This is a genomic window from Jiella avicenniae (genome assembly GCF_021390325.1).
Taxonomy (GTDB): domain Bacteria; phylum Pseudomonadota; class Alphaproteobacteria; order Rhizobiales; family Rhizobiaceae; genus Jiella; species Jiella avicenniae.
In genome coordinates this window covers 16,835-39,809 of the sequence record NZ_JAJUWU010000006.1, presented here as the reverse complement: position 1 = coordinate 39,809, position 22,975 = coordinate 16,835, and the positions used below count along the sequence as shown (strand labels likewise).

Genomic DNA, 22,975 nt, shown 5'->3' with positions numbered 1-22,975 from the left:
CGTGCTCGCCTCGGCCTCATCTCGGTGATCCGCCGGCCGCAGCCGCCGAGCCGGCGGCGAGCTCGACGATCTCGGCCGTGATCGCCTCCTGGCGGACGCGGCGGAAGACGGCTTCGAGTTCGCCCAGCCGGCGGTCGATGTCGCGGCGCGCGCCGGCCATGGCATTCATGCGTGCCTGGTTTTCGGCCGCGAAGGCGTGGAGCGCCGCCCGTGTCAGTCGCGCCGTCAGGAACTCCGCCGTGATCTCGGCGACGAGGGCGTCGGGCCGAAGGTTGAGAAGCGGCGGCACCGGCTCCTGCGCGGCAGGAATCGCATTCGGGTCGAGCGGCAGCAGCTGTCGCCGGCGGATGGTCAACTCGCCCGAAAGCGACGCCTCGGCATAGATCGTCTCGACGCGGTCGACCGCCCCCAGGGCGATCCGCTCATAAAGCGCGTCGACGAGGTCGCTCGCGAGCTTCGGAATGCCGGTGGACTGGGCGGGCAGCGGCCGCTGCCAGGAAGGGGCGATGCCCCGCTCGGCCGCGAGAACGGCGCCGCGCGTGCCGACGAGAAAGACCGGGCTGGTCTCGTCGGCGATGTCTGCCAGCACCTTTTCCGAAAACGCCCCGGCAAAACCCTGTTCGCCGGCAAAGACGACGAGAGCCGTCGCGCCCTCGCCCGCGGCCGGATCGGGAGACGAGGGCGGCAACAGCGCCAGAGCCCGGCCGAGTGCTTGCTCGATGGTGGCCGAATAGGCGTCGACGGCCTTCAACTCCGCCCGGGCCTTCTGCATGCGCGCGCCGGCAATGCCGCGCATGGCGTTCACCACGCTGCCGAGCTGGTGGATGCCCTCGATCCGGGCGGAGACGTCGGAGAGGCGTTCGCTCATCGTCCCTGGCCGGCGCCCTCCGGCGCATTTGCGGAAAACTCCCGAACGAGCCGTCCGAGCCAATTCCTCAGCGCAGTCTCTCCCGCCTCGTCCAGAGTTCCCTCCCCTTCCACCTGACGGACGACCTCCTGAGCTTCGGCCCCCATCCGTTCACGGACCGCCTCGGCAAAGGCGGAGATCGCCTCGATCGGCACGTCGTCGGCGAGGCCCGACTGCACCGCCGAGACCAGCGCCACCTCCTCGGCCAACCGGTAGGGACGAGATGGCCGCTGACCGAGGATCGCGCGGATGCGGGATCCGCGCGCGAGACGCCCGCGCACGCGGGCGTCGGAGAGACCGCCGAAGCGGGTGAACATTTCGAGTTCGAGGAACTGCGCGTAGTCGAGGCGCATGGTGGAGGCCGCCTCGCGCAAGGCCTTGGCCTGCGTCTTGCCGCCGACGCGGCTGACGGAGGTGCCGACGTCCACCGCCGGCTTCTGCCCCTGGTTGAAGAGCTTCGCGTCGAGCACGATCTGTCCGTCGGTGATCGAAATCAGATTGGTCGGGATATAGGCCGACAGGTTGCCGGCGTCGGTCTCGGCGATGGGAAGCGCCGTCAGGGAGCCCCCGCCCCGCTCCTTCGACAGCATGGCGGCGCGCTCCAGAAGCCGTGCATGGACGTAGAAGACGTCGCCCGGATAGGCCTCGCGTCCCGGCGACTGGCGGGTCAGCAACGCGATCTCGCGGTGGGTCGCCGCGTGCTTGGTCAAATCATCGATCACGATCAGCGCATGTCCGCCTCGGTCGCGGAAATATTCGGCCATGGTCATGGCGGCGAAGGGCGCGATCCATTGCAGGCCCGGCGCATCCGAGGGGCCGGCGACGACGACGATCGTGCGCTCCGGTGCGCCATGGGCCGCGATCGCCTCGATCGCCCGGCGCACGTTGCTGCTCTTCTGGCCGATGGCGACATAGACCGAGACGATGTCGCTCTGCTTCTGGCTGATGATCGCATCGAGCGCGACCGTGGTCTTGCCGGTGGCACGATCGCCGATGATGAGTTCGCGCTGGCCGCGCCCCAGCGCGAACAGCGCGTCGAGGACCAGCGTTCCGGTCTGCACCGGCCGAGTGACCGCGTCGCGGGCGACGATCTCCGGCGCCGGCGGCTCGATCGGCTCGAGCCTGGCACCGGCGATCTCGCCCTTGCCGTCGAGGGGGCGTCCGAGCGGATCGACGATCCGGCCGAGAAGCCCCTCGCCCACGGGGACACGCAGCACGTCGCCGGTGCCCGAAACCCGATCGCCGGCCTCGATGCCCTCGCCCGTATCGAGCAGCACGCAGCCGACGTGGTCCTCCTCCAGCACCTGGGCGAAACCGAAGCGCCCGCCACCGAAATCGAGGAGTTCGTCGAGCCGGGCCTCGGCGAGGCCGGAGACCAGGGCGATCCCGTCGCCCACCTCCTCCACCCGGCCGATCTGCCGGGCCTTCGGCCCGACCGCGGCGGCGTCGACCCGTTGCCGGATGCGATCCAGCCACGGGGTGGCGCGAAGATCGCCTTGCGTTTCGCTTGCCATATCAGTGAACTCCTCGATCGAGTTCCGCGCGGACGGCTTCGAGATCGGCCCGCCAGCTATTGGCGACCGACAGATGCTCGCCCTTCAGTTCGAAGCCGGCGATCAGCGACGCGTCGGTCTCGAAGGTAAGGTCCGGTGCCCGACCGAGCGCCTCTGCGAGACGGTCGCGGCAGAGAGCCCGGTCGTCCTCGCTCAACGGGGCGGCGCTGACCGCGGTGAAACGGACGCCATCGGCGGTCAGCGTCCGGCGTTCGGCCTCCGGCAGGCGGCGGATCTCCCTCACGAGATCGTCGAGAAAAACCCGGGTGAGCGCCTCGCCCTCCAGGCGGCGGAGAAGCCGCTCGGCGATCGAGACGGCGAGATGGCCGGCATCGGCTTCGAGAGCCGTGCGCTCGGCTTGCCGCTTGGCCAGGATGTCAGCCTTCGCCACCTCCAGATGCCGGGCGGCCTCCGCTTTCGCTGCCTCGATCATCCCCGCCCGCACCGCCTCGGCCTCGCTTCGGGCCTTTTCGACGAGCGCCGAATGCTCCGCGGCGAAGCCGGCCCTCGTTTCCTCGATGGCCCGAAGTTCTCGTCTGGCGTCGGTTCGGGCCGCCTCGGCCTCGTCGAGGATGCCAGCCGCCGCGGCCTTGCGTGCCGTGATCATGTCGGACAGCGGCTGGAAGAAGAAGTGGCCGAGCAGCCAGATCAGGATCAGGACGTTGACGGTCTGAAACCCGAGCGTCCACCAATCGATGGTCATGTTTCCGACGTCAGACGAAGGGGTTGGCGAAAAGAAGAAGCAGCGCGACGACGAGGCAGTAGATCGCGGTCGTCTCGATCATGGCGAGACCGACGAAGAGCGTCCTCGAAATGGTCGAGGCCGTTTCCGGCTGGCGGGCGATCGCATCGAGCGCCGCGGCGACGGCGCGGCCTTCGGCGAGCGCCGGGCCGATCGCTCCGAAGGCGACGGCGAGCGCCGCCCCGATGATGCTGGCAAAGGCGAGCCAGTTCATGGTGTTTTCCTTTCAGGACTTTTCGGAAGACGAGGCGGCGTGGGGCCGCCCCTCGGAAACCGTGCCGGCGATGAAGACGGCCGCGAGAACCGCGAAGATGTAGGCCTGGACCGCACCGGTCAGCAGATCGAGCGCCATCAGCGGGATCGGAACGAACAGGCCGGCGAGCGACAGGACGATGCCGACGATGAAGACACCGCTCATCACGTTGCCGAAGAGGCGGACGAGGAGCGAGAGCGAGCGGGTGATCGTCTCGACGAGGTTGAGCGGGATCATCAGAAAGGTCGGCGCGGCGAAGCTCCTCAGATAGCCGAGGACGCCATTCGCCCTGATGCCGAAGACGATCACCGCGCAGAAGACGAGAAACGCCAGTGCCGCGTCGGTTTCGAGATGGGCCGTCGGCGGCTCGACACCCGGCACCAGCGACGACCAGTTGGCGAAGAGGATGAAGACGAAGAGCGTGCCGACGAACGCGCGATAGGGGTCGGGCTCGGCCTCCATGATGTCGCGCATCTGCCCGTCGATCGTCTCGACGACCATTTCCAGCGCGGCCTGCAGGGTCGATGGTTTCATGGAGAGCCTGCGCGTGGCGAGGATCGAGCCGAGAACGAGCAGCGCCATCAGCGCCCATGTGACGACCACCGGCGCGGAGATCGCAACGGGTCCGAGCATGAAGAGCGGCTCGGTCGTCAGCGGCGCGTTCATGGGTCGGCCCTCTCCACCCGGCGCATCACCAGCCAGCGTCCGATCATGACGCCGAGCGCGAGCGCGAGAAGCGGTCCTGCCCCGAGAAGACTTGCCGCGACGAAGCCGGCGACGAGCACGGCGAAACGAGCCAGAACCTCCGCCGCCGCGCGGCTCGGCCGGACTTTGCCCGCAAGCGCCTGCGCCTGCCGCCAGAGCGCGCCGAAATGCGCGAGGCCGAGCGCCACGCCGGCGAGAAGACAGAGCGGGAGTCCCGCCACGACCGTCCATTCGGGAAGAGCGACGTCGAAGGCCATGTCCGTTTCATCCCTCGCTTCGGTTCATCCATTTCCAGGCAGACCATGCGCCCAGGCCGGTCCCGGCCATCAGCAGCGCGCCGGTGAACGTCAGACGAGAGCCCAGCGCCTGATCCATCCAGCGTCCGACGAACAGCCCGATCAGCATCGGCGTCACGACCATCCAGCCGAGGACGCCGATCTGTGCGAGGCGATGAGCGATCGGCGGCTCGCCCTCTCGCCGCCAGCGCCGGTGGCGCTCGGCGCGCAGCTCGACGGAGTCGGCCAGGCCGTCCTTCGGCCTCGGCGCGAGGGGCTTTTCGCCCCCTTCTTCGCCGATCTCCTCGGGCGTCTCGCTCATCCGCGCGCTCCGTCGCGGAACCCATCCCCCAGATGCCGCATGATCTGGCGTATGGCGGCGAGCTCCAGCCGCTTTGCTTCGACCCGCTCGCGGCGTTCGTCCTCCAGATCGGCCTCGAAGCGGGCGAGCACCGTTTCATGAAGGCTCGAAAGGTCGTCGCCGAGAATGGCCTCGCGGGTCGCCACCGTCACGCGCCCGCCTTTTCCGCCGTCGCCCCGCTCGGCCGTCAGGACGCCGCGACGCACGGCGCAGTGATGCCGCCCGCCGTCCCGGCTCGTCCAACTGACGACCGAAAGACCAAGTGCGGTCAGGAAATCCGCGTGGCCCGGCAGGATGCCGAAGGAACCGGAAGCGTCTTCCGCACGAATGGCCGCGACGTCCTCCTCGTCGAGGATCACCGCGAGCGGTGCGACGATCATCAGCTTCATGCCGGCGCGTCCTTCGTGCCGCCGGGGGTTTTCGAGGCAGCGTCCTTCCTGGCGGCATCGTCCAGCGTGCCGACCATGTAGAGGGAATCCTCCGCCCAATCGTCGGCCTCGCCATCGAGAATGGCCTTGACGCCCGCCAGCGTGTCGGACCGCGCGACGGTTCGTCCCGCCATGCCGGTGAAAGCCTCCGTCACCACGAAGGGCTGGCTGAAGAAGCGCTGCAGGCGGCGCGCGCGACGCACGGTCGTCCGGTCTTCGGGCCCCAGTTCCTCGACGCCGAGAAGCGCGATGATGTCCTGCAGCTCCTTGAACCGCGCGAGCGCCTGGCGCGCGCGCTCGGCAAGGGCGTAATGCTCGTCGCCGACGATCTCGGGATCGAGCAGCGCCGAGGAAGAGGCGAGCGGATCGACCGCCGGATAGAAGCCTTCCGCCGCCAGGGCGCGCGACAAGACGATGACGCTGTCCATGTGGCTCGAAATCGCCGTGACGGCGGGATCGGTGAAGTCGTCGGCCGGCACGTACACCGCCTGGATCGCCGTGACCGCGGCGCCCGAAGCCGAGGCGATCCGCTCCTCCAGGGCCGCCACCTCGCTCGCGAGCGTCGGCTGATAGCCGACGCGGGAGGGCAGCCGCCCGAGAAGGCTCGATATTTCCGACCCCGCCTGAAGGAAGCGGAAGACGTTGTCCATGAGCAGGAGCACGTTCTGGTGCTTCTCGTCGCGGAAATGCTCGGCGATCGCGAGTGCCGTCATCGGCACGCGCCAGCGCGCCCCCGGCGGCTCGTTCATCTGACCGTAAGTGAGAACGGTCCTGGCCAACACGCCGGAGCGGTCCATCTCGGTGAGCAGTTCCTGGCCCTCGCGGGAGCGCTCGCCGATGCCGGCGAAGACCGAGATGCCGCGATACTTTTCGACCATGGCGTGGATCAGCTCCATCACCAGAACCGTCTTGCCGACGCCCGCACCGCCGAACATCGCGGCCTTGCCGCCCTGCGAGAGCGGGGCGAAGAAGTCGATCACCTTGATGCCGGTCTCGAACAGGCCGCCGCCCGCGCTCTCCCCGGCCTGGATCAGCGGCGGCGGCCGATTGTGGATGGCGCGCCTCGGCGTATCGGCGGCAAGCGCCGGGCCCGTGTCGCGGATCGCCCCGCGCACGTCGAGAAGCCGCCCGAGCACGGCCTCGCCCACCGGCACCGTGATCGGCGCACCGGTTGCGCGAACGGCGACATGGCGCCTCAGCCCCGCCGTCGCCTGCAGCGCGACCGCCCGGACGGTGCGCGGGTCGAGATGGCTGTGAACCTCGAGAACCATCGGCTCGGCACCCGGCTTTTCCGCCGCGACGACGAGAGCGCTTTCGATCGGCGGCAGCCTCTCGTCAAAGCGAACGTCGACCACCGCGCCCCTGACGGCGACGACTTCGCCCGTTTCCATCTCTTCCGGCATCGTGACGCGACCCGGCCCTTCAAAAAACGCGGCCGTCCCTGTGATCGAATGTTGCGCCGCATCCTAAGAGGGGAAAACCGACCGACCTTGATCCGGATCAATCGCTCCGGACCGGCGGCGGATCCGCCGAAAACGCAGGGGCGGACGATCAGCCACCGCGTTGCTCGAAAGCGCGGAGGCGGGCGAAAAGAACGACGACACAGATCGGCCCGATCCGTCTCGCGATGATCCCGGAGAGCGTCACCGGCATGACGAGAGGGTGCTCGATCGTCCCGCGCTCGCGGGTCGGGGCGGCGGCAGGTCACGCCGAGGATCAATTCGCCGACAGGACGAAGACTTTACGTGCCTCAACGGCAGGCATCGGTCGCCGCAAGTCGTCGTCGGCCAACCTCCCTTTCCGACCCAACCGGCACGGCTCGAACCGGGTATGGCCGGCAGCTTCCGATCAGGCGACAGGACGAAAGCTGTCCTCTCAAGTCTCTGAATTTTCAGAGAGTTCGACAGACTCGAAAGCATCGAGGGCCGCACGACCGTTTTCTTGTGGACGGAAGGGCACGCCAGCCACGCGTCGGAAAGACGACGCCGGAGGATCTCCGCCCGATCGAATGAACGCGATTTTCCGCGTCATATCGCAGCAAACGATGCCCCAATTCTCGGCAGCTTCGCTTGACAAGACAACCTGCCATAGAGAAACTCATATTCCCTTGCGGGAGAAAACGCCGATGGTTGCAGCATCCTCGACCAGGCATGCGGGAGCGCTGTTCGTCCTCGCCCTCTGCCTTGCTCCGATCACACCGGCTTCGGCGGAAGAAGCCCCGCAAGCGACATCATCGCAGTTTTCCTGTGAGAGCCTGTCGGGCGCCGGGTCCGGACGGCGCATCGTTTGTGCCGATGTCGCGGCGCTCGACCATATGCTGGTCTACAATCGCTTCGGCTCCTTCAATCCGTTCGGCATGATCTTCGCGCTCAGCCGCGACGTCGTCAAAATCGACGATCGTGGCAGCGAACCCCAGCCAGATGCGCAACTGTGCGACATGCGCGTCAATGACGAGACGGCAGAAAGTGGGCGGCTCCTGCCCAATTTGAACCCGGATGGGCTGGAGGCCGGAAAAGTTCGTCTGCGCGACTGCAAGCGGCCCCGGCCGCTCGTCTTGCGAGCCAATGCCGGAGACGTGCTCGTTCTGCGCGTGCGCAATCTTCTGCGCGACATGCAACCGGGTTTGTCGAAGACCTTCTGCCAAAACGGCGAATGGACGCGCGACGGGCTGCGGAGCGCGGTCCGGCCTGCAGTGTCCGAAGGCGATGAAGAGCTCCTGCGCCACGGCGAGGCCCTCTGCCGGGAAAACTCGGCCGAGACCGGGATGAAGGATGCCGACAAAACGGATCTGAATTGGCCCAGAACCCGAGGAGTGGCGTTCTCGATCGACGGGCTGGTTGCCGTGGCCGGTCGCTTCCCCGGAGCCGGCCCGTCGATCGAGGCCTTGCGCGCCTGTCGCGGCCTTCAGGCCATCGCGCCGGGCAAGGCGGTCGACTGCCAGTTCGAGGTGGACCGTGAAGGCACCTACTTCATGGCCTCCGATGCCGCGCCCGCCGGCGGCGAGGGGAATGGCGGCTCGATCACCCACGGCCTGTTCGGCGCCGTCGTCGCCGAGCAGCGCCACACCCGCTGGTATCGTAGCCAGGTGCCGGCCGGCGTCTTCGATGCGGCCTGGGCTCCGGCCGGTCCGGAGCCGATCCGCCACGCCCGCAACGGTGCGATCGACTACGAGGCGGTCGACCGCAACGGCGATCCGCTGCTGAACCTCGCCAAGCCGACCCGGCCGCTCGTTGGTGCGAATTCGTCCGAGCAGCTCGTCTCTCAATCCGACTTCGATCGCGCGAGATGGATCGAAATCGTCCACTCCGATCTCAACGCCGTCGTCTTTCGCCCGGCCGGAACCTACTCGCCGGATCGGGGGTTCGCGGCAGGCCCGCAAGGCCTGAGCGTTCACACCGCAACGATGAGCGAGGAGGGGCGCGCGGCTTGCGCCGCCGGCGGAAATCCAAGACATCAGGCGGAGTTCTGCGAGGTCAAGTTCCGCGAGTTCTCGGTCTTCTTCCACGACGAACTCAAGACCTTCTATACCCGCAATTTCGAGGAACTCGGCCAGTTCGGCCAACTCGCCGGCGTCCGCGACGGTTTCGCGATCAACTACGGCTCGTCGGGGCTCGGCGCGATGATCCTCGCCAACCGCAAGAATATCGGGCCGGCGGCCGACTGCGCCGAATGTCTCTACGAGGAGTTCTTTCTGACCTCCTGGGCGAACGGCGATCCGGCGCTGCTCGAACAGTTCTCGGACGATCCGTCGAACGTCCATCACTCCTATCTCAACGATCCCGTCAGCTTCCGCAATTTCCACGCCGGGCCGAAGGAGACGCACGTCTTCCACCTGCATGCCCACCAGTGGTTCGCCGGCAACGACCAGGGCCGCGGCACCTATCTCGACAGCCAGACGGTCGCCCCACGCCAGGGCTTCACCTACGACATCTATCACGGCGGCCTGATGGCCTATGCGCCGGGCCAGCAGCCTTCGGGCAAGGGGTGGTGGGAGACGATGGGCTCCGGCAACCGCAACCGGACCATCGGCGACTCGATCTTCCACTGCCATCTCTACCCGCATTTCGCCCAAGGCATGTGGGAGCTGTGGCGGGTCCACGACGTCCTGGAAGACGGCACCCGCAAGCTGCCGGACGGTCAGGCGGAAAAAGGGCTTTCGTTGGCGGAGCGCGCGCTCGACGGCCTCAAGCGCCGTCCGGGCAGCGTCGATCCATGGACCGGCGCATGGGTCGCTCCCGACGCCGGCGGCAAGGCGGGCGACACCGTCGGGACTCCGATCCCGGCCATCGTGCCCCTGCCGAACCAGCCACTGCCGCTGCTGCCGACATACGAAGGCGAGGAGACGGTCTCGGCGGTGGTGGATAAGGCGAAGAATCCGCCTGCGGAGATCGTTCCGGCTGCGGCATCCCCTGGCACCACGGCGGAGACGAAAGCTGCGGCCATGCCCGGCTATCCATTCACCCTGGCCGGGCGTCCCGGCCACCGCCCGCCCCAGGCGCCGATGGACATTGCCCGCAAACGCAACGGGGCGGACGAAGTTACCGGGGCCTATGCCGATGCCGGCCTGCCGCGCCATGTGGTGCAGGACGGGGCGACACGGAAACTGGGGATCGGTGAGCTTCCGCCCCAACTCTCGCAAGAGAATGCAGAACCAGCGAAGCTTCCACTGCCGACGACGGAAGACGGCTCAACGCCAAGAAACGCCGAAGAACGCAAGCGCGAACGCGTCTGGTCGCAACTTGTCGCCAAGATGCTCGCTCTCGGCGACTTCTCAGCCCATCTTGAAAAGGCGAAACTGGAACTCCTGCCCTATGATGGAACGCCGCTCGAACGCGCGGCGATGGGGTTTCATTTCAACGGCGAGGCATGGCCCTCGCGCGACACGGACGGCAAGCACAAGGCCGGCACGGCGCTCGAGCTGAGGAAGGCCGACGGTTCGCCGTCCGGCCGCCCGCTGGTCGGATCCTACGAATCCCTTCGCTCGCCCTCCCTCGGCTCGCTCACCCAGTCGACGGACCTCTTTGCCGTCAACGGCGCGCCGCCGAAGCCGGGGGCCCCCTTCGCCGATCCCTGCGGCGGCACCGCCGGCAGCGGCAAGCGCCCCCAGGCAGATCCCCTGGTCGCCGGCGCTCCCTACCGGGCCGGATTGACCGAATTTCCCTTCGATGTCGGCCTCGCGGGTTTCCGGCGCTTCGAGGTCTCGGCCGTCCAGCTCGACCTCGTGACCAACCGGGCCGGCTGGCACGACCCGCAGGCGCGCATCGCCGTGCTGACCGAAGCGTCCGACCGGTTCAAGGACGACGAAGAGGCAGGCTTTCCCGGCGCCTCGATCTCGCCGCTCGTCTCGGCGCGCGAGGAGCCGTTCTTCTTCCGTGCGCTGTCGGGTGAATGCGTGGAGTTCCGCCACACCAACGAACTGCCGAAGGAACTCGAACTCGACGACTTCCAGGTCAAGACGCCGACCGACACGATCGGCCAGCATATTCATCTGGTGAAGTTCGACGTCACCTCTTCGGACGGCTCCGGCAACGGCTTCAATTACGAGGACGGCACCTTCGCCCCCGACGAGGTGGCGAGCCGCATCTGCGCGGCGGAATCGGTATCAGGCGGCGACATCGTCACGACCCGCAACCCTGGCGCACTTGATCTGCTTCGACCATCCGATCTTTGCAAAAGCGACGAGGGGCCGAGCGAACCCGCCAATAAGAACTGGTGGCGCATGAAGCGCTCCACCAACGAGGATCGCTTCCAGACCACCGTCCAGCGCTGGTTCGCCGATCCGATCCTTTCCGACGACGGGGAAGGCGGCGTGGTCGACCGCACCATGCGCACAGTCTTCAGCCACGACCATTTCGGCCCCTCGTCGATCCAGCAGCACGGCTACTACACCGCTCTGGTGATCGAACCCCGCGGGTCGCAATGGACGAAGCCGGACGGGACGAGCGAAAGCCCGCAGCGGGTCGCTGGCGATCTCGGCCTCGTCAACGGCTCGGAGATCGACATCGGCACGCGGAAGCGCGTGGTGAACGCGGCCGACCAGAAGGTGCATCCCGACTTCCGCGAATTCATGCTCGCGATCGCCGACTTCGCGCTGCTCTATGACCCGCGGGACAGTGAAACAAAGAAGGATCTCTTCCCCCAGAAGCGGCCGGGTTACGCTTCGGAGTGGGAGGAGTTCAGCGGCGCAGGCATGGCGACGCTGACCTGCGAACTGATGTTCAAAGACCAGCCAAAACTCCTCGACGACGTTTGCGGCTCGGCGATGAAACAGTCCGGCGGGGAATGGTTCGCCGACGAAAACGTCCCGCCGTCCTGGCACGCGGGCGGTCGAATCAAGGACACGCATCAGGGCTCCTATCGTCCCGGTCTGCTGACCGCCGAGGATCAGTCCAGACTGTCCGAGCATCTGCTGGCCTATAGGCGCGGCGCCGCCGGCGAGAAGCCGGATTCGGATGCGGACGAATTCGCGTCTCCCGTGGCGCCGCCCGAACGGCCGGAGTCGATCTCCGTCGATCATCACGACCCCTATCTCGTCAACTATCGCGGCGAGCCGATTCCGCTGAGGGTCGGCACCAAACTAGCGAACAATGGAGGTCTGACGGACTGCCGTCTTCAGCCGCTCGCCCAGCCAGACATGGCGCTGGCGCCTGTACCGACTGACGCTGTCCCGATAGGGGACGGCCTTTACGAACGAACGCTTGCCGACGGCACCGTCGTTCGCTTCGACCCGAGGAAGGCATCAATCGGAGCACCTCGGCTCGAAGGAAATTTGACCGTCGGTGGAGCCGATTTCGGCAACAAGGCAGGCGTCGAGGATATCGCCGCATTCCGAGATTGTTCGGTGGAGTACCAGCGAACCGACGAGCAAGGCGACATGGCGAACGTCTTCTCGTCGCTCCAGCATTTCGATCCCGCGACGCCGATCCTCGAGACCTATTCCGGCGAGCGCAACGTCATTCGCCTGATCCAGGGTGCGCAGGAGGTGCAGCACACCTTCAATCTCGAAGGCGTCGTCTGGCGGCGCAACATCGACCAGGCCTTCCCCTCGATGATGCGGCTGTGGGACTCGATCTGGCGGGGCGACTGGCCGCAGGGCGTGAAGGCCTATGCGACCATGCACCAGACCTGCCAGGAATTCGGGGCCGCCCGCGAGGGGCGTCCGCGCGAATATGCGCAATGGTCGTCGCGCGGCTGGCAGTCCTTCCCCGACAATTCGCCCGAGCAGAATTTCTGGCGCGCCTACACGCACCGGATCGCCGAATGCGACAATCAGGAAGGCGTCGTCACGGCCCAGGAAGTCGGGATCTCGGAGCATTTCGAGTTCGGCGGATCCTCGCGAGGAGGAGTGAATTCGGGTCTCCAACCCGATCTCTCCAATCCATCGCGCGATGGCGACGGCATGAGCGAAGGACAGGCGACGAGCCCCGGCGGACGTCTGGCGAGCGGCGATTATCTTTATGATTTTGGATCGCAAGATGCGCTGTGGAACGGTGCCTGGGGTCTGCTGAGGGTGTACGGAGCCCCTGAACGCGACGAGTACGATCCGAATGGCAATTCCAGGTTTCCTGATCCGGACACGACCGCTTGTCTTCTAGCCAAGGATAACCTGTCTTCCGTCGACCCGGTCGGCTATGCCAAAGCATGTGACCGTGGAATGGGCAACCGCCGCAAGATCAGCGACCGCCTCGCAGCACTACCCAAGAAGCCTGACGACACACTCGAGAACGGTGTTTTCGGACTACAACCCTCGGCAAATTCAGCCAACTCCGTCAGCTGTCCAGCCGACGCGCGCCACGTCTACGCGCTGGCCGTGGCGCAAAACGATGCTGATCGCGCCTACTCCCGCGATTTGCGGGATCCGGACGGGCTCCAGTTTACCTTGATCAAGCCTGCCGACGTTTTCAGAAACTACGACGACCCGAACAAGAAGCCGATCGACCAAGCCAAGCTCGGCGACTTCATGATGAAGTTCGGGGAAGGTGGCCGCAGGCAGCTGGGAGCGCCCATTCGGATTTCCGCACGAAAGCCAGCCCACACCCCCTTTGTGTTGCGCGTTCGCGCCGGCGATTGCGTCCATCTGGCGGTCGTTAACGCGCTTGAGGACGCCCGGCAGGAGGGCGCCCCTCTAGCAGAGGAACAGCAAAATACATCGTCCACACATTCCCAGTCGCCAGACTATGGGTTTCCTGTCCTTGCGGATGAAATGGGCGACGCACGCATGCCGCCGATCGTTCCACTGAATGTCGATCCGCGGTGGAACGAGGACGACAGACAGAGCTGCCCAGTCGGCGATGCATCCTGCCAGAATCGGTCCGTTACCTGGATTGCCGACCTGACGAATGCCGAGATCGACGAGCACAAACGTCTACTGAGCCCTTCGGCGAGTTTGGCGCTTCGGCTGCCCATTCTGACACTGACGCCGATTGATCGCCTCGCCGCACCCCATGGCAGCAACAGGATGCCACCTCTCCGACCACAGTCGGAGACCGCACTCACAGGTGAGGGTGGCCCGGAGGCCGAATTCATCACGTTCTACGCGGGTCGCGGGGCCGTCCCGGAACTGAGTGAGAGGGAGAAGCGAGAGATTGCCGAGCAGTATCTGGCGGGCATTGGAGGCGGCTCTGGCGGCCGGCAACTTCGGAAGACCTTAGCTCCACAACCCATAGTCGTAGTTGCCGGAACCGGGTTTGAGGAACTTCCGCCGGCATTGTCCGACCCGCAAGAGGCGATCGCTTTCGTCGAAGAGGAGGTTCGTTCTCTTCCGGTTACCGGCGAACCCGTTCCAGTCGGTCGAAACCGGGCCTTGGCAATCGAGGGCGCGCTCAACACTCTCGCCGATGCGAGCCGCGCGACCGACTCGCAGCTTCCGGAACCACTTCGTCAACCCGATAAGAAATTCATAGCTGATATGTTTGCGGAAGGCGTGATCAGCAGAGAGAAATTGCTGATGGCGACACGCGCGGCCGATCGAGTGACTGCGTTCGTCCTCGAAAATCGCGAACAGCCGCAGGTGGCGCGATCCATGCCGCCATCCATTCGGGACTTCACTGGAGGGACCGGTTTTGGGGCTCCGGGAGCAGCGCCCCCGTCTGCCCCCGAATCGAGGGGCGCTCCCGGCGACGCCGATTCTCCGCCAACCATCGTCATAAATCTCGCGCGAAGGGGCTGCGCACTGTCCGATCCGCGCGACTCCGATGGTTCGACCGACAACGTCGATTCCGTCGCAACCTGCGTTCCCTATGCGTTCGGGGCCTTGCCGATCAAGTCCTTTGGCGACGTGATCGGCCATGGGTCCCATGGGCTTCTGGGAGCGCTGGTGATCGAGCCGGCCAATTGGCATCCGCAGTCTGGGGATCACGCATTTTCCGCGATCGGAACCAACGCGATCCGCGGCGCGGTCAGAGCCCGCATGCTCGAATTGGGGGCAGCTCTCGATAGCGAGCCCACAGCAGGCGCGGAAGCTGACACTTGGGCACAAGCCAAAGCCCGGGCCGAAGCCGAAATCGGTGCAGCGCCGGTCCTGCTCGGTCCGGGCGATCCGCCGGCCGGCGATCCTCCGACCGGCATCTATTCTGGCGCCTCCTTTTCCGCCGTTTTCGAAGGCGGAACGCATCGGGTGCGCGAGCACGTCGTCTTCTGGCGCGACGGCATGAACCTTTGGGACCGTGCCTCGAAGGATCAGTGGCGTACCAAGGGCTCGGAGTCCGAAACGAACGGGCTTCCGGCGCAAGGCGGTCCCGTCGCCGACTGCCCGGTCTGCGACGACAGCTACGATTTCGGCGAACAAGGCGTGAACTACCAGTCGGCGCCGTTCCACATCAGGCTGCGCGGCGACACAACGGGCAAACGCGACGACGACGGCGCCCCGGCGCGGAACCCGGAGACGATCGAATCGCACTACGATCTCAATGCGCTTGAATTCGATCCGGAGTTCTACCGGACGAAGCAGGGGACCAGGGAGGAAGGCAGTGGCGGCGCCTCCGCCATGCCGATCCTCAGAGCCGAGGTCGGCGAGGAGGTGGTGATCCGGGTTCTGCATCCCTCGGGCCGCGCACGGCAGCGGGCGTTCGTCACGACCGCGCTCGACTACGACGATCTGTTTCCGGGGTTCGGTTTTCCCCATGCGGCGCTCCTCGCGCCGGGCAAGGGGATAACCGCCTCCATAGCGCGGCCGGTGCGCGAAGGCTGCTATCTCTGGCAGGACGGGCCCGCCCCGCTTCGCGCCGGCGGCACCTGGGGGCTGCTCGACGTCGTGGAGAAGGGGAGGATCGACGATCCTGACGCCACCAAATGCCGGCGCAGCGACGCCGCTTCTCTGACGACGGGCACGGAACCCGCGGCAGAATGAGGCGCGAGATCGGAATGCCCATCTTGCGCCTCGCCGCCGCCATCGTCCTGGCGGCGACGCCCGGCGTGGTGCACGGGGAAGATGGCGGTTCCCGGCCCGGGGCGTCAGCTTTGCCCGCCCGTGCCGACGACCTGAAGGCCGGGCTCGACGTCAAACTTCACCTCATGAAGCCTGACGGGACGGCGGTCGAACGGCCCGCTTCGGGCGAGGCTTTCCGTATCGGGTTGGATCTGACCGATGCGGCAACCCGACGGCCCGCCGGCGAGCTGCATCCGGCGGCCTGGCTGCGGCCGATCGAGAGGTCGAACCTCGCCTGCAACCGCGCCGCCGAAACCTTCAACCGCACCGGCCGCTTGCCGATCGGCGCCATCGACCTCAACGGCGCCCTCGTCGCCGTCCTCCATGACGACGCCCATGTGTCCATGGTCGATCCGCGGCTCGATCTCGCCACCAGCAACATCGTCTCGATCGCCGATCTCGGCGCGGTGCCGACGCGTTTCCTCGCCGATCAGGCGGCGATGCAGGTAATCGCCGACGATGGCCGGCGAATGCGCACCGTCCTCACCGACGGCAGAACGGATCCATCGGGGATCGGCGGCGAGGCCGCGCGGCATCTGGTGGCGACCGATCTCGCCACATGGGCGGGAGCCGGCGGCACGATCAGGCGCATTTCACCGGCAGGCGACGCGATGCCGATCGAAACGGGCTCGACGATCGCCCGCATGCGGGCCGCGGCGCTGCCCCCCGACCCCGAGGACGGTCGACCTCAGCCCGGCGAGCCGGACATCCTGGCGATCGGCGAGGACGGGACGGTCTCTTCGATCGCCGTCGACGGGACGACGCGCCGCTTTCCAGGTGGAGCAAGGGTGGACGACGCGGTCTTCGCACCCAAGGCTTCAGGCGTCCTTGCGCTGCGGGACCGGGAGGCCGTCGAATTGCGTCGCGCCGACGGCGGCGTCAGCAGGCCGCTGGCGCTCCCCGCGCCCGCCACGCGGCTTGCGATCGGCTCGCTGGAGCGCGTTGCCGTCGCCTGGATGCCCGGCACCGGCGCCATGAGCTTCGTCGAGATCGCCAGCATGATGCTTGCCGGGGCGGTTTCCTTCGAGCGGCCGATCCGCGAACTCGAAGTCGCCGGCACGACGGCCTACGCCCTTCTCGACGATCTTTCCGCGGTGATGGTGATCGATCTTGCAGCCGTCGCACCGGGCGAGGCGCCCAGCGTCGAGAACGTGCGTCTGGGTCCGGGCGCCGAACTGCCGCCGGACAGCGGCCCCTATCTCCTGCCGCTCTCCCATGGTGGCGGGGTTCTCGCCCTGCAGCGTCCGACCCAGACCGTGTTCGTGGTTCAGGCCGGACAGGGGGAAGGCATGCCGCCGATGACGGCCTTTCGCATCAAGGGCGGCATGCCCCGAGCCATGGCGCTGTTCGACCGCAGCCTGCGCGAGGTCACGCTCGGCCGCTATGAAACCACGGTCTCGGCGCCGGCGGGCGGCGCGTGGGAGCTGGTGGTCACGACGGGTCTCGCGGCGCTCTCGGCTTGTTTCCGCATCGACGTCGAGGGCCCGACCACCGCATCGAACCAGCGAACCCTGACGATCCTTGCCGAGCCGGTCCGGCTCGGCAAGGATCGGACGGCCGATCTCGTCATTCGGCTCGATTTCGACGAAACCGGCGGGAGACTGCGCGACGAACTCCCTTTCACGGTGATGGCGCTGGACCGGCCATGGCAGATGCCGGTCGTCGCGGTGCGCGAGGCACGGAGCAACCGCTACACGGCGCGGCTGACGCTGCCGGGGCCCGGTCAGTATCCCGTCATGCCCGGCTTTGCGCTGCAAGCCGGCGACCGCATCGTGCCCGGTCTCGTCCGCGTCGAGAACAAGGGAGAAGACCCATGACTGCGCGGCTCGAAGCTCTCGTCGTCGTCGCGGCGGCCCTTGCTGCCGCGATCCCGGCAGCCCGTGCCCATGATGCCCACCGACGCGACACGGGCACCGAGGTGCAAAGCCAGCGGCTGTCGCAGGTGCCGATCCCGTCACTGGAGGCGCGATTGGTGGACACGTCCGGCAAGGCGACCGGACTGAGCGAGCTTCTGGGGGAGCGGTCGTTCATCCTCTCCTTCTCCTACCTCGACTGCCCGGAGCAATGCCCGGTCTCCGATCTCGTGATGCACAAGCTCGCCCTCGACCTCGGGGGAAGTCCCGCCATGCCGAGCCTCGTCACCCTGACGCTGGATCCCGAGAACGACAGCCACGATCGTCTCGCGGCGCATCATGCCGATTTCGGATCGCCTGCGAACTGGCACTGGGCGACGGGGAGACCGGCGGAGGTGCACGGATTGCTGCGCCGGCTCGGCGTCGAGACCGGCGCACCGCTGGCCGAGCATGACGTCATGTTCTTCGTCGGCAGCCTCGGCTCCGGGAAGATGACCCCGATCACGGGTCTCGCCATGCCGGAGACGCTCGTTGAAATCGCCCGGCAGTACGAACCGACCGGCGATGCCGACACGCCATGAGGCGACGATTTCAGCATCCCGTCGGCAGGACGGTGGCCTGCACATTGCGGCTCTGCGTCGTCTCGCTGCTGATGCTCTCCTGCCTCAGAACGATTGCGCGCGCCGAAGACGAGGCAGCCCTCGGCCGTTCGATCTATCGCGGTGAGGTGGCCTCGGCCGGCGAAGCATCCATCCTGGGCATGGCGGCGCCCCTCGAGCGCCTGGCCTGCGCCGGCTGTCACGGCGCAGATGCGGAAGGCGGGCGCGAGGGCAGCCGCCCGGCCCCTGCCCTGCGGCTCGATCGGCTCGCCGGGCGAGACGCTGCCTATGCCGCTCCGACGGCGCTGGCCGAGACGCTGCGGTCCGGGATCGCGCCGGACGGGCGAACCCTGTCGCCAACCATGCCGCGATTTCATTTCGGACCTCGGGCCGTCACGGCGCTCCACCAGTGGCTCGCAGTGGTGGCGACCGACGAGAGGCGGGGATTCGGTCCGAATGCCATTCACGTGAAAATTCGTGGCGGCGACGAACTCGTCGAGGCATTGCGGGCCGAACTCGACCGCGTCCTCCCGAACGGCCTCTGGGGCCTACCCTTCAGGCTTACGCTTGCAGAAGAGGTGGCGCCGCCGACAAAGACGGCTGCCGTGGGGGGGAAGCGGGAAAGGACAGCCGACGCACCTTGCTTCGTTGCGATCGGCGGGCCGGTTTCCGGCTGTCCGATCACGCTCTTTCCCGCCGGCGGCCTCGTGGGCGACGAGCCGCCTGACATTCGCGGTCTTTGGGCGAGCCTGGCAGACCAGGCGCGTGCGTTGATCCGATCGACCTCTGGCGGCGCCGTACTGACCGACGGGACGGAGACGGCAAAGCGACTCGCTCGCATCGTCGCCGCGGAGATTCCGCGCCCGGCCCGGAAGGGCGAAACGGGCTGGCGGATGGTTTCGCCCATGGAGATGCGGCCGATCAAAGCCGTGAGCGTGCTTCTTCTCTGCAGTCCCGAGGAGATACCCCGGCTGTTGTCACAGATCGACGGCCGGCCGGCTCTGCTCGCGCCGCGCCGCACCCTGGAGCCTTGGGTGCGGCCCTTGCTCGATCGGGGCTACGCAATCACCCTTGCCGATCCGATGCCGCCCTCGGCCTCGCCCGAGGCATCGCCCAACAGGATCGTGACGGTCGCGGTCGCCGTTCTCGTGTCCGCCCTGCGCGCCTGCGGCGGCGACTGCACCCGCACACGCCTCATCTCGGCATTCGACGCGCTGACGCTGCACCCGGCCGGATGGTATGCTCTGGATTATTCGCGGCAGGGCAAAACCGGCACCGATCAGGTCACGATCGAAGACTTGCCGTGACGCCACGAGGTCGCACTCGCACGGCGACGGGCTACGGACCGGGCCTGCGCGCTGACCATCGGATCGGGGCCCGGGGGCGGCCGTTCACGGAGACGATCCTTCGGCCCTCTGTTACGAGGAACGGTTCGTCGAGGCAGCAGCCGATCTTTTGTCCGGATCGCCAGACGGGGGCGCGGTAACCGCTTCCGCACGACCAGGGACCTCGGGGCTCGCCGTCGCCGATCAGCAGGACGGTCTCGATCGCGCCCATGTCGGAAAGGACGATCCCGGCCTCCTCGCCGAAGACGACGGGCGTGCCCGCTCGAAGATCGAGCGCGCCGGCGATCGGCGCTGGCGGGATCATCGCCCCGAGGATGAGTTCGGCAAGAAGCGGCGCGAGGCTTTCGCTCGGCCATATCCCGTTGTGCAGGATGGCGACGCGCGCGGTCTCGTCGTCGGATTCGCGGGTGATGCCGCCCCGATCGCCGAAGCGCGCGAGGAAAGCGGTGTCGGCGGCAAAGACGCTGCCGTCGGCCGAAAGCGCGATCAGCCCGGCATCGGCGCCGGGATTGGCTTTCACTACCGCTTCCGCGGCGTCGCGCGGCGAGGCGCCTGCGATCATCGCCGCGAGAACCGCCTCGCCGAGCGACCGTCCGTCCGGCCCCCCGTTGTTCGGAAAGCGATGGCCGGTGACGAGCCCCGTGCCGGTGGCGGCGGGCGTGAACTGCGACAGTGGCTCCGGCCGGTTCGGTCCGCTGGACATCAGGACGACGGACGGCGCTTCCAGCACGGCCTGCGCAACCCGATCACGTTCCAGAAGCGCCGTTGCGCCGCCATCCTGAATTTCGGCCCGGTGGATCTGACCGTCGGAAGCGAGCGCCGCGACGCTGACGAAGCCGCCGATCGCGCCGGAGGCAAAGCCTTCGACCGCGCGAAGGGAGGACAGGATGGCCCGGCCCGCGGCCGGACCGTGTGCGGCTATGCCGATGGTCACGCAAGAATCCAATGCTCGTCGCCGACGGCGCGCCATTCCCCCGCCGTCTCCAGGGCCGGCACTTCGATCTCAGCCGCCGCGTGACGGCGCTCGCCGCGCCGTGCCGGATCCGGGACGGGGGCGGCGGCGATCAGCGAGCGGGTGTAGGGATGTCTCGGCCGCTCCAGGACGTCGGCCGCAGCGCCGAGTTCGACGATGCGCCCCTTGCGCATGACCGCGACGCGATGGGCGATGCGCCGGACCACCGCGAGATCGTGGGTGATGAAGAGATAGGCCAGAGCCTCCGCCTCCTGCAGTTCGATCATCAGGTCGAGAATCTTCGCCTGGACCGAAACGTCGAGGGCCGAGGTCGGCTCGTCGGCGACGATGATCCGGGGATTGACGGCGAGTGCACGGGCGATCGCCACCCGCTGGCGCTGCCCGCCGGAGAGTTCGTGCGGCATGCGACCGGCCATCGCGGCGGCGAGGCCGGCCCGTTCGAGCAGGGCCCCCACCCGCTCGCGGATCTTCCGGCGGTCGGCACCGCCCGCGACGATCATCGGCTCGGCGATGGTCCGGCCGATGGAAAAGCGCGGATCGAGGGACGCGTAGGGATCCTGGAAGATCATCTGGATCGCCCGGCGCACCCGGCGCAGACCTCGGCCGGAAAGACGCGTGATGTCTTCGCCGGCGACGACGACGCGGCCCTCGTCCACCGTTTCGAGGCGCATCGCCAAACGTCCGAGGGTGGATTTGCCCGAGCCGCTCTCCCCGACGAGTGCCAGGGTCTCGCCCGCCCGCACGGTGAGACTCACGCCGTCCACCGCCTTCAGCGGCGCCTTGGCAAAGAAGAAGCCGCCGCCGCCGAAACTGCGGCTGACCGTTTCCAGCCGCAGCACCGACGAGCCGAACGCCCCGGCACCGACCCGGCGCGGCGGATCGTCGAGGGTCGGCACCGCCGCGAGGAGCCTGCGGGTGTAGTCCGCCTGCGGAGCGGCGAAAATCGCAGTGCAATCGCCCTCCTCCACCACTTTGCCGCCGCGCATCACCACGACGCGGTCGGCCATCTCGGCGACGACGCCCATGTCGTGGGTGATCAGGAGGAGGCTGGTATCGAGGTCGCGCACCATGTCGCGCAAGAGGTCGAGGATCTGCGCCTGGATGGTGACGTCGAGTGCCGTCGTCGGCTCGTCGGCGATGAGCAATGCGGGTTTCAGCGCCATCATCATCGCGATCATCACGCGCTGGCGCATGCCGCCGGAGAACTCGTGCGGATATTGGCGAAGCCGCCGGGCCGCATCGTCGATGCCGGTTCGCTCGAGCATGGCGATCGCGCGCTTGCGGCTTTCGGCTTGCGACAGCTTCTCGTGGACGATCAGCGCCTCGACGAGCTGCTCGCCGATGGTCAGGACCGGATTGAGCGAGGTCATCGGTTCCTGGAAGATCATGCCGATGCGCGCGCCCCGGACCGAGCGCAATTGCGCGTCGCCGCACTTCAGGAGATCTTCGCCCTCGAACAGGATCCGCCCCGATCGCACCTTGCCGCGCTCCGGCAGAAGGCCGACGATCGACAGCGCGGTCATGCTCTTTCCCGAACCGCTCTCACCGACGAGGGCGACGATCTCGCCCTTGCCGATGGCGAGATCGACCCCGTCGACCACCGGCGGCAACGTCTCCTCGGCACCAAAGCCGATCGTCAGGCCAGAAATATCGACGAGCGCCATCAGGAACGGTCCTTCGAGCGGGGATCCAGCGCCTCGCGCAGGGCATCGCCGAGGATGTTGAAGGCCAGGACGGTGAGCGCGATGGCGAGCCCCGGATAGAGCATCAGCCAGGGCGCGCGGTTGAAGAAGTCGCGGCCAGCCGAAAGCATCGCGCCCCATTCGGGCGTCGGCGGCTGGGCGCCGAGGCCGAGAAAGCTGAGGGCCGCCGCGGCAAGGATCGCATTGGAAAGCCCGAGCGTCGCAATGACGATCATCGTCGGCACGACATTCGGCAGAAGATGCAGGAACAGAAGCCGGGCATGGCCCGCGCCGGCGGCGATCGAGGCCTCGAAATAGGGCTTGCCCTCCTCGCCGAGGGCACTCGCGTAACAGGTGCGGGCGTAGAACGGCACGCCGGCGATCCCGACGGCGATCATCGCGTTTTCGAGGCTCGGCCCCAGCACCGCCACGAAGGCGAGCGCGATCAGCGTCTCGGTGAAGGAGAAGACGACGTCGGTCGAGCGCATCAGAAGCTTTTCGACGAAGCCGCCGGCATAGGCTGCGACGAGGCCGATCAGGGTCCCGACGGTCAGCGAGATCCCGACCGCGATGAGGCCGATCTGCAGTGTCAGCCGCGCGCCGTGGACGATGCGCGAGAACATGTCGCGACCGAATTCGTCGGTTCCGAGAAGATGCTCGAAGGACGGGCTGGTGAGCGGGCGCCCGGCGGCCATCTTGATCGGCGAATAGGGCGCGATCTGATCGGCAAGGAGCGCTATGGCGACGAGGGCGACGACGATGGCAAGACCGATCGCGCCGGCAGGCTGGCGCACCAGCCGCACGACGAACGGCGTCCGCCCCTTCCTCTCCTCGCGGCCGGGTGCATCGGCCGTATCGGTCACGTCGGTCAT

At 67.3% G+C, this 22,975-nt stretch carries 17 protein-coding genes; 4 read left to right on the top strand and 13 right to left on the bottom strand.

What is annotated here, in order from left to right; genetic code table 11:
- Positions 1–16: 16 nt before the first annotated feature.
- The 10 genes from LZD57_RS07060 to LZD57_RS07015 all read right to left on the bottom strand — a co-directional run bounded on the left by LZD57_RS07060 (position 17) and on the right by LZD57_RS07015 (position 8,786).
- Positions 17–868: a F0F1 ATP synthase subunit gamma gene (locus tag LZD57_RS07060; RefSeq protein ID WP_233718850.1), complete on the bottom strand. Its 852-nt coding sequence runs from the start codon at positions 866–868 to the stop codon at positions 17–19.
- Positions 865–2,421 carry a F0F1 ATP synthase subunit alpha gene (locus LZD57_RS07055; RefSeq protein WP_233718848.1) on the bottom strand — a complete coding sequence of 519 codons (1,557 nt, stop codon included), beginning with the start codon at positions 2,419–2,421 and terminating at the stop codon, positions 865–867. Before LZD57_RS07055 ends, LZD57_RS07060 begins: the two co-directional genes overlap by 4 nt.
- A gap of 1 nt (position 2,422) precedes the next feature.
- Complete coding sequence (locus tag LZD57_RS07050; protein ID WP_233718847.1) at positions 2,423–3,163, bottom strand: F0F1 ATP synthase subunit delta; 741 nt, start codon at positions 3,161–3,163, stop codon at positions 2,423–2,425.
- Positions 3,164–3,173: 10 nt separating this feature from the next.
- On the bottom strand, positions 3,174–3,416 hold the full coding sequence (locus LZD57_RS07045; RefSeq protein WP_233718845.1) for a F0F1 ATP synthase subunit C: 243 nt from the start codon (positions 3,414–3,416) through the stop codon (positions 3,174–3,176).
- A gap of 12 nt (positions 3,417–3,428) precedes the next feature.
- Complete coding sequence (locus LZD57_RS07040) at positions 3,429–4,121, bottom strand: F0F1 ATP synthase subunit A (protein WP_233718844.1); 693 nt, start codon at positions 4,119–4,121, stop codon at positions 3,429–3,431.
- A complete protein-coding gene (locus LZD57_RS07035) occupies positions 4,118–4,417 on the bottom strand; it encodes an ATP synthase subunit I (RefSeq protein ID WP_233718842.1) in 300 nt (99 codons plus the stop codon). The genes LZD57_RS07040 and LZD57_RS07035 overlap by 4 nt, the downstream gene beginning before the upstream one ends.
- Before the next feature lie 7 nt (positions 4,418–4,424).
- Positions 4,425–4,757: an AtpZ/AtpI family protein gene (locus LZD57_RS07030; RefSeq protein WP_233718841.1), complete on the bottom strand. Its 333-nt coding sequence runs from the start codon at positions 4,755–4,757 to the stop codon at positions 4,425–4,427.
- The gene (locus tag LZD57_RS07025; protein WP_233718839.1) at positions 4,754–5,185 is read right to left on the bottom strand and encodes a F0F1 ATP synthase subunit epsilon; all 432 of its coding nucleotides are present in this window, start codon (positions 5,183–5,185) and stop codon (positions 4,754–4,756) included. The genes LZD57_RS07030 and LZD57_RS07025 overlap by 4 nt, the downstream gene beginning before the upstream one ends.
- Positions 5,182–6,615, bottom strand: coding sequence for a F0F1 ATP synthase subunit beta (atpD, locus tag LZD57_RS07020; protein ID WP_275949677.1), 1,434 nt, complete (start codon positions 6,613–6,615; stop codon positions 5,182–5,184). Before atpD ends, LZD57_RS07025 begins: the two co-directional genes overlap by 4 nt.
- Before the next feature lie 839 nt (positions 6,616–7,454).
- Complete coding sequence (locus tag LZD57_RS07015) at positions 7,455–8,786, bottom strand: hypothetical protein (protein WP_233718836.1); 1,332 nt, start codon at positions 8,784–8,786, stop codon at positions 7,455–7,457.
- Positions 8,787–8,843: 57 nt separating this feature from the next.
- Between LZD57_RS07015 and LZD57_RS07010 the strand changes: the two genes are divergently transcribed.
- The 4 genes from LZD57_RS07010 to LZD57_RS06995 all read left to right on the top strand — a co-directional run bounded on the left by LZD57_RS07010 (position 8,844) and on the right by LZD57_RS06995 (position 19,409).
- Complete coding sequence (locus tag LZD57_RS07010; RefSeq protein ID WP_233718835.1) at positions 8,844–15,572, top strand: cupredoxin domain-containing protein; 6,729 nt, start codon at positions 8,844–8,846, stop codon at positions 15,570–15,572.
- A gap of 14 nt (positions 15,573–15,586) precedes the next feature.
- Positions 15,587–17,467, top strand: a complete 1,881-nt coding sequence (locus LZD57_RS07005) for a hypothetical protein (protein ID WP_233718833.1) — start codon at positions 15,587–15,589, stop codon at positions 17,465–17,467.
- Positions 17,464–18,084 (top strand): SCO family protein, encoded by a 621-nt coding sequence (locus tag LZD57_RS07000; RefSeq protein ID WP_233718831.1) that lies wholly within the window; start codon positions 17,464–17,466, stop codon positions 18,082–18,084. Before LZD57_RS07005 ends, LZD57_RS07000 begins: the two co-directional genes overlap by 4 nt.
- A 146-nt stretch (positions 18,085–18,230) precedes the next feature.
- Complete coding sequence (locus tag LZD57_RS06995) at positions 18,231–19,409, top strand: c-type cytochrome (protein WP_233718830.1); 1,179 nt, start codon at positions 18,231–18,233, stop codon at positions 19,407–19,409.
- 31 nt (positions 19,410–19,440) lie between these two features.
- On the opposite strand, the gene LZD57_RS06990 is transcribed toward LZD57_RS06995, so the two are convergent.
- The 3 genes from LZD57_RS06990 to LZD57_RS06980 are packed head-to-tail and all read right to left on the bottom strand — an operon-like array spanning position 19,441 to position 22,975.
- Complete coding sequence (locus LZD57_RS06990; protein ID WP_233718828.1) at positions 19,441–20,382, bottom strand: DUF6963 family protein; 942 nt, start codon at positions 20,380–20,382, stop codon at positions 19,441–19,443.
- On the bottom strand, positions 20,379–22,085 hold the full coding sequence (locus tag LZD57_RS06985; RefSeq protein ID WP_233718826.1) for an ABC transporter ATP-binding protein: 1,707 nt from the start codon (positions 22,083–22,085) through the stop codon (positions 20,379–20,381). The genes LZD57_RS06990 and LZD57_RS06985 overlap by 4 nt, the downstream gene beginning before the upstream one ends.
- Positions 22,085–22,975 carry an ABC transporter permease gene (locus LZD57_RS06980; protein ID WP_233718824.1) on the bottom strand — a complete coding sequence of 297 codons (891 nt, stop codon included), beginning with the start codon at positions 22,973–22,975 and terminating at the stop codon, positions 22,085–22,087. The genes LZD57_RS06985 and LZD57_RS06980 overlap by 1 nt, the downstream gene beginning before the upstream one ends.

What these genes read in the sequence shown, in the direction of transcription:
- LZD57_RS07060 (WP_233718850.1), bottom strand. Translation starts at nt 868, where the DNA reads ATGAGCGAACGCCTCTCCGACGTCTCCGCCCGGATCGAGGGCATCCAC.
- LZD57_RS07055 (WP_233718848.1), bottom strand. Translation starts at nt 2,421, where the DNA reads ATGGCAAGCGAAACGCAAGGCGATCTTCGCGCCACCCCGTGGCTGGAT.
- LZD57_RS07050 (WP_233718847.1), bottom strand. Translation starts at nt 3,163, where the DNA reads ATGACCATCGATTGGTGGACGCTCGGGTTTCAGACCGTCAACGTCCTG.
- LZD57_RS07045 (WP_233718845.1), bottom strand. Translation starts at nt 3,416, where the DNA reads ATGAACTGGCTCGCCTTTGCCAGCATCATCGGGGCGGCGCTCGCCGTC.
- LZD57_RS07040 (WP_233718844.1), bottom strand. Translation starts at nt 4,121, where the DNA reads ATGAACGCGCCGCTGACGACCGAGCCGCTCTTCATGCTCGGACCCGTT.
- LZD57_RS07035 (WP_233718842.1), bottom strand. Translation starts at nt 4,417, where the DNA reads ATGGCCTTCGACGTCGCTCTTCCCGAATGGACGGTCGTGGCGGGACTC.
- LZD57_RS07030 (WP_233718841.1), bottom strand. Translation starts at nt 4,757, where the DNA reads ATGAGCGAGACGCCCGAGGAGATCGGCGAAGAAGGGGGCGAAAAGCCC.
- LZD57_RS07025 (WP_233718839.1), bottom strand. Translation starts at nt 5,185, where the DNA reads ATGAAGCTGATGATCGTCGCACCGCTCGCGGTGATCCTCGACGAGGAG.
- atpD (WP_275949677.1), bottom strand. Translation starts at nt 6,615, where the DNA reads ATGGAAACGGGCGAAGTCGTCGCCGTCAGGGGCGCGGTGGTCGACGTT.
- LZD57_RS07010 (WP_233718835.1), top strand. Translation starts at nt 8,844, where the DNA reads ATGATCCTCGCCAACCGCAAGAATATCGGGCCGGCGGCCGACTGCGCC.
- LZD57_RS07005 (WP_233718833.1), top strand. Translation starts at nt 15,587, where the DNA reads ATGCCCATCTTGCGCCTCGCCGCCGCCATCGTCCTGGCGGCGACGCCC.
- LZD57_RS07000 (WP_233718831.1), top strand. Translation starts at nt 17,464, where the DNA reads ATGACTGCGCGGCTCGAAGCTCTCGTCGTCGTCGCGGCGGCCCTTGCT.
- LZD57_RS06985 (WP_233718826.1), bottom strand. Translation starts at nt 22,085, where the DNA reads ATGGCGCTCGTCGATATTTCTGGCCTGACGATCGGCTTTGGTGCCGAG.
- LZD57_RS06980 (WP_233718824.1), bottom strand. Translation starts at nt 22,975, where the DNA reads ATGACCGACGTGACCGATACGGCCGATGCACCCGGCCGCGAGGAGAGG.